General features: G+C 62.9%; 15 protein-coding genes and 1 pseudogene. 13 read left to right on the forward strand and 3 right to left on the reverse strand.

Annotation, left to right across the window (positions count from 1 at the left end):
- Positions 1-16 precede the first annotated feature (16 nt).
- Together PspS04_RS16180 and PspS04_RS16185 are read left to right on the forward strand one after the other, a co-directional pair.
- Entirely contained in the window at positions 17-823 is an 807-nt protein-coding gene (locus tag PspS04_RS16180; protein WP_237235002.1) for an IS3 family transposase, read from the forward strand.
- A gap of 217 nt (positions 824-1,040) precedes the next feature.
- The gene (locus PspS04_RS16185) at positions 1,041-1,487 is read left to right on the forward strand and encodes an NUDIX hydrolase (protein ID WP_159996547.1); all 447 of its coding nucleotides are present in this window, start codon (positions 1,041-1,043) and stop codon (positions 1,485-1,487) included.
- Positions 1,488-1,575: 88 nt separating this feature from the next.
- On the opposite strand, the gene PspS04_RS16190 is transcribed toward PspS04_RS16185, so the two are convergent.
- Entirely contained in the window at positions 1,576-3,732 is a 2,157-nt protein-coding gene (locus PspS04_RS16190; protein WP_442966646.1) for an LTA synthase family protein, read from the reverse strand.
- 396 nt (positions 3,733-4,128) lie between these two features.
- On the opposite strand from PspS04_RS16190, the gene PspS04_RS16195 reads away from it, so the two are divergent.
- The 6 genes and pseudogenes from PspS04_RS16195 to PspS04_RS16215 all read left to right on the forward strand — a co-directional run bounded on the left by PspS04_RS16195 (position 4,129) and on the right by PspS04_RS16215 (position 7,445).
- A complete protein-coding gene (locus tag PspS04_RS16195; protein WP_159996551.1) occupies positions 4,129-4,671 on the forward strand; it encodes a DUF3455 domain-containing protein in 543 nt (180 codons plus the stop codon).
- 51 nt (positions 4,672-4,722) lie between these two features.
- Entirely contained in the window at positions 4,723-5,304 is a 582-nt protein-coding gene (locus PspS04_RS16200; RefSeq protein ID WP_095169883.1) for a sigma-70 family RNA polymerase sigma factor, read from the forward strand.
- Positions 5,301-6,017: an anti-sigma factor gene (locus PspS04_RS16205; RefSeq protein WP_159996553.1), complete on the forward strand. Its 717-nt coding sequence runs from the start codon at positions 5,301-5,303 to the stop codon at positions 6,015-6,017. The genes PspS04_RS16200 and PspS04_RS16205 overlap by 4 nt, the downstream gene beginning before the upstream one ends.
- A gap of 121 nt (positions 6,018-6,138) precedes the next feature.
- A complete protein-coding gene (locus PspS04_RS16210; protein WP_095169881.1) occupies positions 6,139-6,534 on the forward strand; it encodes a hypothetical protein in 396 nt (131 codons plus the stop codon).
- Between the two features lie 48 nt (positions 6,535-6,582).
- Positions 6,583-6,730: pseudogene (locus tag PspS04_RS27845) on the forward strand (transporter); the annotation flags it as partial.
- 40 nt (positions 6,731-6,770) lie between these two features.
- Positions 6,771-7,445 (forward strand): DUF3313 domain-containing protein, encoded by a 675-nt coding sequence (locus tag PspS04_RS16215; RefSeq protein WP_095169880.1) that lies wholly within the window; start codon positions 6,771-6,773, stop codon positions 7,443-7,445.
- 46 nt (positions 7,446-7,491) lie between these two features.
- Here the strand turns inward: PspS04_RS16215 and PspS04_RS16220 are convergent, their stop codons facing one another.
- Complete coding sequence (locus PspS04_RS16220; RefSeq protein ID WP_159998850.1) at positions 7,492-8,397, reverse strand: alpha/beta fold hydrolase; 906 nt, start codon at positions 8,395-8,397, stop codon at positions 7,492-7,494.
- Positions 8,398-8,399: 2 nt separating this feature from the next.
- The gene (locus tag PspS04_RS16225; RefSeq protein WP_159996555.1) at positions 8,400-9,479 is read right to left on the reverse strand and encodes a sugar phosphate isomerase/epimerase family protein; all 1,080 of its coding nucleotides are present in this window, start codon (positions 9,477-9,479) and stop codon (positions 8,400-8,402) included.
- A 141-nt stretch (positions 9,480-9,620) separates the two neighbouring features.
- Here PspS04_RS16225 and PspS04_RS16230 point away from each other — a divergent pair, with 141 nt between their 5' ends.
- The 5 genes from PspS04_RS16230 to PspS04_RS16250 all read left to right on the forward strand — a co-directional run bounded on the left by PspS04_RS16230 (position 9,621) and on the right by PspS04_RS16250 (position 13,017).
- On the forward strand, positions 9,621-10,229 hold the full coding sequence (locus tag PspS04_RS16230; protein ID WP_159996557.1) for a TetR/AcrR family transcriptional regulator: 609 nt from the start codon (positions 9,621-9,623) through the stop codon (positions 10,227-10,229).
- 218 nt (positions 10,230-10,447) lie between these two features.
- Positions 10,448-10,990 carry a cysteine hydrolase family protein gene (locus tag PspS04_RS16235; protein ID WP_159996559.1) on the forward strand — a complete coding sequence of 181 codons (543 nt, stop codon included), beginning with the start codon at positions 10,448-10,450 and terminating at the stop codon, positions 10,988-10,990.
- The gene (locus PspS04_RS16240) at positions 10,987-11,439 is read left to right on the forward strand and encodes a GNAT family N-acetyltransferase (protein ID WP_159996561.1); all 453 of its coding nucleotides are present in this window, start codon (positions 10,987-10,989) and stop codon (positions 11,437-11,439) included. The genes PspS04_RS16235 and PspS04_RS16240 overlap by 4 nt, the downstream gene beginning before the upstream one ends.
- A gap of 109 nt (positions 11,440-11,548) precedes the next feature.
- Complete coding sequence (locus PspS04_RS16245) at positions 11,549-12,064, forward strand: sigma-70 family RNA polymerase sigma factor (protein WP_159996563.1); 516 nt, start codon at positions 11,549-11,551, stop codon at positions 12,062-12,064.
- The gene (locus tag PspS04_RS16250) at positions 12,061-13,017 is read left to right on the forward strand and encodes a FecR family protein (protein ID WP_159996565.1); all 957 of its coding nucleotides are present in this window, start codon (positions 12,061-12,063) and stop codon (positions 13,015-13,017) included. The genes PspS04_RS16245 and PspS04_RS16250 overlap by 4 nt, the downstream gene beginning before the upstream one ends.
- Positions 13,018-13,082 lie beyond the last annotated feature (65 nt).

The following is a 13,082-nucleotide window of genomic DNA, read 5'->3' on the forward strand; positions in this document are numbered from 1 at the left end:
AGGCGAGCAGTACGGCATTAGTGATTGTTGTCGTGTATTTGAAGTTAATCGAAGCAGTTTTTACGTCTGGCGTCAGCGTCAGGGCCGATCGAATCCTGAACGCGAGAAGCTCATCGTTGTTTTGATCAAGCAACACAAGGAGTCGAGGGGCTCTGCCGGTGCTCGGACTCTTTCCAAAGAACTGCAAGCAAAGGGGCATCGCGTGGGGCGCTACATGGCTCGCAGCCTAATGAAAGAGGCCGGTATCGTCAGTCGTCAGCGGCGGCGCCACAAATACAAATCTTCGGGCGTAGAGGCCTTGGTGGCGCCTCACGAGCTCAAGCGCAAGTTTGATGTCTCGGCGATCAATCAAGTCTGGTGCGGGGACGTCACCTACATTCAGATCGGTAAGCGTTGGCTGTATTTCGCGGCGGTTCTGGATTTATTTGCACGCCGCCTCGTGGGGTGGTCATTTTCACTGATATCCGATGCCACGTTGACGTGCGAAGCGTTACGCATGGCGGTTGAGCTGCGAGGACGACCCAAAGAGGTGTTGTTTCATTCCGACCAGGGATGCCAGTACACCAGTCACAAGTTCAGGAATGAGTTGGTGGCACACAGGATCAACCAGAGCATGAGTCGCAAGGGGCAATGTTGGGACAACGCCCCAATGGAGCGCTTCTTTGGCAGCCTGAAATCAGAATGGATGCCTGAAGGCGGATACAGCTCGGAGCAGGAAGCCCGAGCTGATTTGCAGCAATACGTGATGCGCTACAACAACTCCAGGCTCCACAGCTACAACGACTATCGCTCGCCGGTAGCCATGGAAAAAATGGTCGCGTAGAAAACCTAAACATGTGTCCAGAATTACTTGACCAGTTCAGCTTGCTCGCGATGGACGCAAGAGCACCGCGGTGGATCAGGCTTGGAACGTCATCGTTGACGACCATCGCATACCCGGACTCACGCTATTGGCCCATGGTTTCAAGCCCGGTCGCCGCGTTATCATGCCCTGGGACCTGGTGCTATCTCGCGCATCACCTGCAAAAGGACTTCAGCTCATGACAACGCCCCGCATCCGCGCGCTCGCGCTTTGTGTGTTCCATCACCAGGGAAAAATCCTGGTCCATCGCTTCGTCGACCCCGTCACCGGACAGAGCCTGTTCCGGCCAGTCGGCGGTGGCATCGAGTTCGGTGAAACCAGTGCCCAGGCGATCGAGCGTGAAGTCCAGGAAGAGCTCGACCTGGCGATCGACAACCTGCGCCTGGTCGGCACGCTGGAAAGCCTGTTCACGTACAACAACATCCCGGGGCATGAAATCGTCCAGGTCTACGATGGACAATTTCGCGATCAGCACCTGTACCAGATGCCCCACCTCGATGGTCACGAAAGCGACGGCATGGCCTTTCAGGTCACCTGGCAAGACAGCTCGGCTTTCACCGCCACGTCGCCCCTGGTACCCGAAGGCCTCTATCCGCTGCTGAAGAACGCCGGCCTGCTTGCCTGATCCCAATCCCACCGCGCCCAGACCACCGTCACCAAGGATGTCCGGGAGTTGAAGTGCCTGCGCGACAACCTGGGGCGAGCTGCAGGCTTCAGCTCGAATGCACAATTGCCTCGTCCGGAACATCGTCCAACGATTCCGGTTGCCCCGGATCTTCGGTGATCACCGTGAAATCACTGACCTCGACCGCGCCCACCCCGTACCCCAGCAGGTGGAAGGAAAAGGCCTTGCGTGACTCGGGGTTGTCGAAGCTGAAGTTCATCTCCAGCGGTTGATCGCCGGTCACCAGCATTTCTTGCGGCAGGCCCAGCGGCACGTCCTGTTCCAGCTCCTTGGCCTTGAGCAGGATGTAGACCTTCTCTTGCGGGTCCACCGAGCGCACCGTCAGGCGCACGCGGGTCTGGGAGCCCTTGGGCATTTCCAGGTACTGCGCGCCGATCAGGTTGTCGGCCCAGTCGTCCTTGATCTGTGCCTGCAGCGGGATGATCGCCGGGCTGCCGAACTGGTAGCGCTGGTTCAGCGGGGTGCGCAGCAGTGTGCGGTCCAGGGCCTCGGCGCGGGCGCTGATCTGACGGGCCCGCAGGCCGCCGTACTGGCCGGCGAAGGTCGCGCGGTCGGCAATGAACCCCGCGCTGTTGTAATAGCGGCAGCGCTGCTGGAAATCGCACTCGGTGAGGGTGCCCTGGCCGTCGTGATAACGCAGCTTGCCGTTGGTGTAGGACATGATTTCACGGCCGCTGGCATAGTCGCGAAACAACGAGCGGCCACTCAGGCTCGGCGGCACCGGCAAGGAGAAATAGTCGAGGATCGAGGTACTCAGGTCGACGTGCCCATAGACCCCTTGCTTGACCCGGGGCAGTTGTTCCTGCTCGGGGGCCAGTGTCAGGTTGAAGCCCCAGGACGAGGCCAGGCGCACGCCATCGATGCCGTGGGATTCGTCGGAAGTGATCACCACCAGGGTGTCCTTGAGAATGCCCTGGCGTTCCAGGCCATCGAGGAATTGCCCAAGGGCGTCGTCCAGGTAACCGACGGCGGCCTGTTTGGCCGTGTCATAGCGCTGCAGGTACTCGTCCGGTGCCGAGTACGGCTGGTGCGTGCCCACAGTCAGCAGGGTCAGCATCCACGGCTGTTTCTGTTTTTTCAGTTGACCGACGTAATCCAGCGCGCCTTCGAAGAAGGCCTTGTCGTCCTTGCCCCAGGGGAATTCCAGGTAGTTGCTGTTGCTGAACCACTCCAGGCCATGGGTCGCATCAAAGCCGATGTGCGGCATGATCTTGTCCTTGGCCATGAAGCGCAGGCCGGCACCCTGCAGGTAGTGGGTGGCGAAGCCGTGCTGGCGCAGTTGGGCCGGCAGGCAGGCCTGGTTGCGTTCGGTCTGGGTGAGCATCTCCACGCCCTTGGGCGTGCCGTTGTCGAGCTTGTCGTAGTCACCGCACAGCATCGCGTACAGGCCACGGATGGTCTGGTGACTGTGCAGCACATAGTCCGGGGTGTTCATGCCGCGCTCGGCCCAGCGGCTGAGGTTGGGCATCAGGTTTTCCTGATAGCTGCTGTGCAAGGCCTGGCGATTGACCCCGACATACGCCCCGGGTATGCCCTCAAGGGTGATGATCAGCACATTGCGCGCACGACCCGGCGCGCCCAGCAGTTGCTGCCCGTCCAGGTCCAATTGAGTGAGGCCGGCCATCTGCGGCGGCACATCGACCACATCCCCTTCCAGCCATTCTTCGGCGCGCATCTGCACCTCGCCGACGCCGGCTGCCAGCAGCTGGTGCGGCAGGTTGAACAGCTGCCATTGATCAGCCTCCGTCGGGTGCAGGTACTGGGCCCCCCAGTGCGCGACCAGCAGCAACGCCGGGGCGGCCCAGGCGCTGCGCGGCAGGCGCGTCGCGGGTTGGCCGCGACCTGCCCATTGGCAGAGCAGCCAAACCAACAGCCCCGACATCAGGCTGGCGGCCAGCCACGGCTGGGCAAAACTGCCGCTGGTGGATTTATCGAGAAACTGCGGATCGATCAGGTAGTTAAGGTCGGCCGCATTGGGCAAGCGGCCGACTGCGCTGACCAACTCGGCCGTCGCCACGGTAAACAGGCCCCAGACCAGCAACACCGGCAGCGCCAACCACCAGGGACGGCGATGCAACAGCAGCACCAGCAGGCTGCCGATGCCCAGGTCCGACAGATAACCCAACGGGTCCGACCAGCCCATGGCCGCTCGCAGGCACAGGGGCGCCACCAGGACCAGGCCCATCAGGGCAATCAGGCGCGCGCGCGGGTGCTGCAACCAGTGACGAATGATGTTCACAAAAATATGCTTCCAGACATTAAATCTTCATATAGATATGCCCGATGGTACCAAGGGATGCACAGGATGTGCCGTGATATTCCCCGTCGGCGCCGCGATTAAACAAACGTAGGACGGCGGCTACCGCGCCGTGGCCCCGCGATATGGGGCATAAACCCGGCGCCAGAGCGTTGCACCGCCTCGACGAAACGGCGTCCTGAAGGCCTGCAGCAAGTTGTTTCAGGCTGTTTAATCAGGCGGTCATTTATTTTTCCGGCGCCTGCATCCAAAACCCTTCCTGGCGGGTAGTACAGGTAGCAGCCCCTGCGCTGCCGAGCTGTTCAACCTGTTGGAGAGACCTCAATGAACACCAGACAATTGCTCTGCCACCTCACTACTGCGTTATCCGCGACTTGCCTGATGAGCGCGCTGTCGCTCGCCCACGCGCAAACGAATCTACCGGACCCGATCAAAGTGCCCTCGGGACACAAGTTGGTGCTGGAAAGCGTGGGGGTTGGCGAAATCACCTACGAGTGCCGCGACAAAGCCAATGCGCCCGGCCAGACCGAGTGGTTTTTTGTCGGCCCCAAAGCCACGCTCAATGGTCGCGATGGGCAAATGCTGGGCAGCTACTTTGGCCCGCCCGCCACCTGGCAGGCCAAGGATGGTTCGACCATCACCGGTACCCAACTGGCGGTCGCGCCCTCGTCCAGCGGCAACCTGCCCTATCAACTGGTCAAGGCCAACCCGGCACAAGGCAAAGGTGCCATGACCGGTGTCAGCTACATCCAGCGCGTGGCAACTCGCGGCGGTGTCGCGCCCAGCCTCGCCTGCACCGCCGCCAACAAGGGGCAGCGTGAGGTCGTGAGCTATCAGGCCGACTACCTGTTCTGGGCGGCCAACTAACAGCGCGGGGCAAAAACACCCGCCGCAGGGAAACTCGTCTAACCTGCTGCAATGGCACCCCAGCCTCAGGGCTGGGGCGGTTTCACCTTGTCGATGGCGGATCCATTGTCCTTGCCCGAGCCCGGTTTTGATTATGAAGCGTGCCTGACGGCGTGTGCGCAAGGCGACCACCAGGCCCTGCGCGACCTGTACACGCAGGAGAGCGCCCGCCTGTTGGGGGTGGCCCGGCGCATTGCCGGGGACACCGCCCTGGCCGAAGACATCGTGCACGACGCGTTTATCCGGATCTGGACCAAAGCCGCCAGTTTCGATCCGGCACTGGGGACAGCGCGCGGCTGGATTTTCAGTGTCACCCGGCATCTGGCCCTTAACTTCATGCGTAACAGCGCCAGGCTGGTGCCCATCGACCAAGACCACGAAGACGCCTCGCCGGGCTTCGACCTGCACGGGCATTCGGGACGGATCTATGACTGCCTTGAGCAACTGCAGCCGGCCCGCCGCGATTGCCTGTTGCATGCCTATGTCGATGGTTACTCCCATGGGCAGATTGCCGAAAAACTGGGCACGCCCCTGGGCACCGTCAAAGCCTGGATCAAACGCAGCCTGGCGGCATTACGCGAGTGCATGGGATGAACACGAGCCCCGACGACAATGACCAACTGGCAGGTGAATACGTGCTGGGCACCTTGGCGGCCGAACAACGGCGCGAGGTTGAGCAACGCCTGGCCGTGGACCCGGACCTGCGCCTGGCGGTCGCCAGTTGGGAGCGGCGCTTGCTGGAGTTGACCGACCTGGCCCCACCCCACCCGCCTGGCACACGCCTATGGGGCCGCATCGAACGTAGCCTCGACGCTCTTGATCGACCTGAGGCAACTGCGCCTGCCCCGACAACAGCGCCGACCTGGTGGGACCGTCTGGCACTGTGGCGCGGCCTCGCCGGCGCCGGCCTTGCCGCGACCCTGGTGCTGGGTAGCGTGCTGCTGACGCGGACCACGCCCCAGCCGGTGACCTCCTACCTGGTGGTGCTGGTGGCCCCACAGAGTCAGGCCCCAGGCTGGGTCATCCAGGCAAGCGATTCCCGGGAGATGCAACTGATTCCATTGGGCGTGGCCCAGGTGCCTGCCGACAAGGCCCTGCAGTTCTGGACCAAGGCCGAGGGTTGGCAGGCGCCGGTGTCCCTGGGCCTGGTCAAGCCCGGGCAACGCCTGCAGGTGCCCCTGGACCAACTGCCTCCTCTGACGCCCAACCAGTTGTTCGAACTGACCCTGGAAAACCCCGGTGGCTCGCCGACCGGCAAACCCACCGGGCCGATCCAGTTCATCGGCCGGGCGGTCAAGGTCCTCTGAGCGTGCTCGGCGGGCACCCTTTCGCAGTCCGCAGCGGCGCGCGGAAAACCTTGTGCTAGGCTTTTTTTCACATGAAGAACGGCGATTGAACCCTCCCATTTCTGGATGACGGAGTTGTGCAATGAAAAACACGCTTTCCTGGCTGACAATTACCCTGATCAGCCTGCTGCTCGGTGCCTGCGCCAGCATCGATGCCCAGACCACCGCCTACGTCGGCGGGCCGCATCCCGGCCCGACCCTGGCGGCCAACGTCCAGGTACTGCGGGTTGAGCCAACGCGCCCCCATGTGCGCCTGGGTGAAATCCTGGTCGATGCCAGTGTCGACCCTGCCCCGCCTATCACCGACGTCGAGCAGAAACTCAAGGATGAAGCGGCGAAGATCGGCGGAGACGCCGTGGTGGTGGTCTACGACCACATCCAGCCCGTGGCCGCCTACGTCAGCGGACCACTGTGGAGCCGCGATATCGAGACCATCCAGGGCCGCAAACTCAAAGGCATCGTAATCCGCTACCAGTAACTGTCTCGCCCGCGCAGCCTGGCAATTGACCTGTAACAGCGGCGTGGAATACCGATGGCAGAATCCTGGCGCATTGCCACAGGAGCCCTATGCTGTAGACGATCAGAGCAAATCCCAGTCAGGCGAGCGAGTTTTGGGGCAATTCGATAACGCCTGGATACAAGCCCTGGCCGGCAACATGAACTGGCAGTTTTGAGACCCTGCAACCCGAACTTAAATACATGGAGTCACACCCTATGAGCTTGACGCGAAAAATGATCTTCGGCGCCGCATTGGCCAGCCTGTTACTGGGTGGTTGCACCTCGAAAGTCACTGAGCGGGAGCAGTACTCCGGCTTCCTGTCCAACTACAACAACATGGAAGAAGTCACCACCACCAGCGGCGAGAAAGCCATGCGCTGGGTCAGCCCGTCCTGGAACGCCAACGCTTACGACACCGTGGCGTTCAACAAGCTGGAACTGTACCCGGCGCCCAAGCCTGATGAACGGGTCAACCGCCAGACCCTGGATGAGTTGCAGCGCTACATGACCAGCTCGGCCAAAGCCACCCTGGGCACGAAGTACCGCATCGTACCCACCCCGCAAGCGGCGCCTGCCGGTTCCCGCGTATTGATCCTGCGTGCGGCGATCACCGGCGTCAGCGCCTCCAACGAAGGCATGAAATGGTATGAAGTGGTGCCCATCGCCGCTGTCGTCGGCGGGGTCAGCGCGGCCACCGGGCATCGTGACCAGGACACCGAACTGTTCATCGAAGCCGAACTGGTCGACGCCCGCACCAACCAGACTGTGGCCCGGGTAGTGCGCAAACTCTTCGGCAAGACCCTGGAAAACTCCAGCCAGAAGATCACCACCAACGACTTCAAGGCAGCGATCGCCAAACTCAACAGCGACTTGCAAGCCTTCATCCGTTAATCCGCCAAGCCTGCCAGCGCCTGTCCATGGCGCTGGCAGCAGCCCATCAGCGCTGCACAGTGCCCCGCGATGCTGGCGTTGCCAGCAGAAACGGCAACAGATGCGCGACAAACGCCTCGGGCGCCTCCTCCGTAATGAAGTGACCACAACCTGGCACAATCGCGCCTTGCAGATTCAGCGCGCTGCCTTGCATCGTCAGCAGCGGCGCATCGTTGGTCGCATGTTCCGCGCCGATAGCCAACACCGGCATTTCCAGCGGCCTGGCGGCTCGCCGCTGGTTCTGCGCGATGGTCTCAGGGATCGCCCGGTAATAGCCGAACCCACCCCGTAGCCCACCCGGCGTCGCATAGGCGTTGATGTAGCTTTGTACCGCGACTCGCTCCTGGCGCACCGACCATTGCGCAAACATGTAGGCCAGGTACTGGGCTTCCCGTCCCGCGATCAATACCTCGGGCAGGTCGAGCAACTGGTTGAACATGAAGTGCCAGAGAAATATGTTCTGCCCCGCTGGCGCAAAAATCGACGGCGCCGGCGCCAATCCGGGTATCACTGCCTCCGTCAGTACCAGGCACTCAACCGCCTGCGGATAATCGCTCGCCAGGGCGTACGCCACCCACATGCCGACATCATGGCCAACCACCGCGTAATGCTCGTAGCCGAGAACCTGCATCAAACCGTGCAAACGCCTGGCCGTGGCCCCGGTGTCATACCCCTCTTGCGGTTTATCGGAGAGCCCGGTGCCCGGCAGATCCACCGCGATCGCCTGGAATCCGTTCGCCGCCAGTGCCTGCATCACATGCCGCCAGGTCAACCAGGTTTGCGGCCAACCGGGAATCAACAGTACCGGCGCCCCCTGACCCTCGGTCACATAATGAATGCGGCAGCCGTCGACCTCGGCGTAACCATGCTCGTGCGTGCGCCCGGCGAACGCCTGCTGTTCGAAGAGATCCATGTTCATGCCCGCCCTTGCAGTGCAGGTCGGGCCAGGCCGAGCATGGCGTCCAGTTGCGCCTGGTCGACGGCGGCGCCGGCAAAGTCGTCGAACACCTTGTCCGTGACTCGGATGATGTGTTCATTGATAAACGCCACGCCTTGCCTGGCGCCGTCATCCTGGTCTTTCAGGCAGCACTCCCACTCCAGCGTCGCCCAGCCGGCATAGTCATGGAGTGCCAGCTTGGAAAAGATCCCCTTGAAATCGACCTGGCCATCGCCCAGGGAACGAAACCGCCCTGCGCGATCGGCCCATCCCTGGTAACCACCGTAGATGCCCTGGCGCCCGGTCGGATTGAACTCGGCATCCTTGACGTGAAACATCCGAATGAAATCGCGGTAGATGTCCAGATAGTCCAGGTAGTTGAGTTGCTGCAGCACGAAGTGACTGGGGTCGAAGAGGATCTTGCAGCGCGGATGATTGCCCACCCGCTGCAAAAACATCTCGAACGTCACACCGTCGTGCAGGTCTTCGCCGGGGTGAATTTCGTAGCACAGGTTCACGCCCTCCTCGTCACAGGCATTGAGGATCGGCAACCAGCGCTTGGCCAACTCGTCGAATGCCGAGTCGATCAGGCCCGCGGGGCGCTGCGGGAACGGGAACAGATAGGGCCAGGCAAACGAGCCGGAGAACGTGCCCATGTCCGTCAACCCCAATCGGCGGGAAGCCTTGGCCGACAACAACAAGCGCTCCAGCGCCCACTCGGTCTTGGCGGCTGCATTGCCCTGTAGCGCTGGCGGGGCGAACCCGTCGCACAAGCTGTCATAGGCCGGATGCACCGCCACCAGTTGCCCGAACAGGTGGGTGGTCAACTCGCTGATCACCAGGCCGTGCTCTGCCAAGGTCCCGCTGATCTCATCGCAATAATCCTGGCTGTGTGCCGCCAGGCTCACATCGAACAGGCGCTCATCCCAGGCCGGAATCTGCAGCGCCCTGAATCCACGGTCCGCAGCCCAGGCCGCGATGGCCGGCAGGCTATTGAACGGCGGCGCGACGTCACTGAATTGCGCCAGGTGCAAGCTCGGTCCCTTGAGGGTTTTCATCGTTCACTCCATTTGTTTGTCGATCGACAAAGAATAGAGACGTTGAACAAAGTCCGTCAATACGTCGACTTGCTTTTTTTGTCGATCGACCAATAATAGCGCCAAGCCCCACGACCCTTCCCCCATTGAGACCCCCACCCCATGGCTGGCAGACCCCGAGAGTTCGACCGCGATCAAGCCTTGCGCAACGCCCGCGATGTATTTTGGCGGCGCGGCTTCGAAGCCACGTCCATGTCCGACCTGGTCGAGGCGCTAGGCATCGCGTCGGCGCGGATCTACGCCGCGTTCGGTTCCAAGGAAGCACTGTTTCGAGAAGCCGTCGCCCTCTACGAGTCCGCCGATGGAGCCTTTGCCGACGCCGCCCTGGCCGGGGAAAGCAGTGCTCGCGACGCTATCGAGCGCATGCTCAGGGACGCCGTCGAGCTGTACACCCTGCCCGGCCGGCCACAGGGTTGCATGGTGGTGTCGTCGGCCACCAACTGCTCGCCCGACAACGACGGCATCCGCGAGTGGCTGGCTGGGCATCGGCGCAACCGGACCCAGTCGATCATCGAACGCCTGGAGCAGGCAGTGCGTAGCGGCGAGTTGCCCGCGCGCACCGACGTGACGTCCCTGGGTGACTGCTACGCGACCCTGCTGCACGGGTTGTCGGTCCAGGCACGAGACGGGATCGCCAAGGCTCGCCTGCTGGCAATGATTCCCATGGCGTTGGCGGCCCTGGATGCGGCGGTCGATAACGCGCAGCGCTGATCTCGCTACAACTCACTTGCCAACTCCGCACGGTGACGCTAGTGTCAGGACCATGAACCAGCCCCGCACGACCTCGACCACCTTTACCACGACCGCCCAGGGCGGGTCGTGAGAGGTGCCGTGAGCGGCTAAGCACACGTTACCCCAAAGGCCCCGCCAGCAATGGACGGGGCCTTTTTTTGCGCCGCTGTCGCTGGTTTACGACAAGGAAATGCAGCATGCACGCACTGTTGATTCTCGATATGCAAGTTGGCCTGTTCCACGGCCCGGACCCGCTTTGGCGCAGTGCCGCACTGCTGGACGCGGTCAATCTGCTGCTGGACAAGGCGCACCAGGCCGGCGCGCCGGTGTTCCTGGCCCGGCACGTCGGCCCGCCCGGGTCGCCGATCGAACCGGGCAGCCCGCTGACCCACCTGATTGATGAACTGCGGCTACAGGGCGATGAAGTGATCTTCGAAAAGCAGCGTCCCAGCGCCTTTGCCGCCACGCCCCTGGCCGCCTGGCTACGGGAGCGTGGCGCAGAGGGCGTGGTGATCGCCGGACTGAAGACTCAGTACTGCGTCGACAGCACCTGCCGTGTCGCCCGCGACCTGGGCCTGGACGCCATGCTGGTCGAGGACGCCCACAGTTGCAGCGACACCGAGGTGTTGAGCGCCGAGCAGATAGTCGCCCACCACAATGCGACGCTGGCGGGGCCTTTCTGCCGCCTGGTACGGGCCGCGGACTGGAACTTCCAGCCATCAAGGACAAGCGCACCATGAACAGCCAGGTACGCCGCGCCCGTGCCGAGGACGCCAGCGCTATCAGCCAGGTGGTGATCGCCGCGCTGCGCCACTGCAATGCCCAGGACTACCCGCCGACGGTCATTGCCCAGGTGGTGGAGCATTTTTCCCCGGCAGCGATCCGGCAATTCCTGGCGCAGCGCCAGGTCTACGTGGCGACCCTGCAACAGCAGATCGTCGCCACGGCCAGCCTCGATCAGGACGTGGTGCGCAGCGTGTTCGTCGAGCCGAGCCAGCAAGGCCGTGGCATTGGCCAGCAATTGATGGCGGTGATTCACGCAGCGGCCACCGAGGCCGGCCTCGAACAGTTGCGTGTGCCCTCCTCGCTCACCGCCGAGGGGTTTTATCGCCGGCTCGGCTATGTAAAGGTTCGCGACCAGCTGCATGGCGCCGAACGCACCATCATCATGCACAAGCGGCTGGTCTGAACCGCTGAGTGTCGGTGTTCCTCAGGTGGAGAGTCCGAGATGTTAAGCATTGCGGATTCTCCATCCGACGCAATAGAATGCGAAACATTACCACTTGCTAGATTTTCTCATGAAGCCCTCCCCCGCAACCGAGTCGTCGACGCTTGAAGCCCTGTACCGTGGCTATCATGGATGGTTGCTCGGCTGGTTGCGCCGCCGCGTGCAGTGTTCGCACCACGCTTCGGACCTGGCGCAGGACACCTTCATTCGCCTGCTGGCGGCCGGCCCTTACGTCGCCCCGCGTGAACCCCGGGCCTTCCTGGCCACTGTGGCCCGGCGCCTGTTGATCGACAATGGCCGACGCCTGCGCCTGGAGCTGGCGTTTCGCGAGGAGCTTGAACGCTGCGCTGCCTACCTCGATCAAGCGCCGTCGCCGGAGCAGATCCTCCAGGCCATCCAGATCCTCGAAGCCATCGACCGGGCATTGGCCCGGATGAAACCCCGGGTGCGCGAAACCTTCATCCTGCGTCATCTCGATGGCCTGGGACAGGCGCAGATTGCCGAGCGCCTGGGGGTGACCGTGCGCACGGTGCAACATGACCTGGTGGAAGCGCTGCTGGCCTGCGACGCATGTGCCCAGGCATGAAACCCGCAATCGCCCCCCAGGTATTGCGCCAGGCCGCTGAATGGCTGGTGCGCCTGGATCACGGCAGCGATGCCGATGCGCAGACCGAACAACAGTTCCGCGCCTGGCTGGCGGCAGACCCGCAGCACCACGAGGCGATCACGCGGCTGCAGGGCCACATTGCGCCCCTGCAGGAACTCCCTGCGCGGGCGGCCCTGCGCCGAGCACAGCCACCGCGGCGCCGGGCGTCGGGGGTCAAGGGCCTGGCGTTGCTGGCAGTACTGGGGCTGACGGCAGCACCCGGCTACCAGTATTGGCAGAACGGTTACCTGCTGGCCGATCACAGCACCGACAGCCGCCAGTGGCGGCACGAATACCTCGCCGATGGCAGTCAACTGCAGCTGGACAGCAGCTCCGCCGTCGACCTCGACTTCCACTCCGCGCAGCGTCGTGTGCGATTGCTCGAAGGCGAGATCCTGATCGACGTGGCCAAGGACGCCCATCGTCCGTTCTACGTCGACCCCCCCCACGGCACCATTCGCGCCCTGGGTACGCGGTTCATCGTCGAGCGCATCGGCGACGCGACCCAGGTGAGCATGCTGGAATCCTCGACCCGCATCGACAGCGGCGGACGCAGCCTGACCCTCAATCCGGGCCAGCGCGTGCGCTTCGACGCCCAGGGGTTGGGCGCCGTCAGCCAGGTCGATGGCCCTGCCCTGCAAGCCGCGTGGAGTGCCCACCAGTTACTCGCCCACGACCAATCCCTGGCCGATGTGCTGGCACGAGTTGCGCGCCATCGCCCGGGGCTGTTGATCTTCGACCGCCAGGCCCTGCAGGCCTTGCGCGTGACGGTGATGCTGCCGGCCGACGACAGCGACCGCGCCCTGCGCCTGCTGGCGCGCACCCTGCCGATCGAGGTGAAAAGCTACAGCCCGTGGATCACCCGGGTATCGCTGAAACGCGAAAGCGAATAATTTTTCGCGGTTATTTCATGTTTGCGATTCTGCTGCGTCCTTCCTTTGGCCAACATTGATAAGGA

The sequence above is a fragment of the Pseudomonas sp. S04 genome (assembly GCF_009834545.1).
GTDB lineage: Bacteria > Pseudomonadota > Gammaproteobacteria > Pseudomonadales > Pseudomonadaceae > Aquipseudomonas.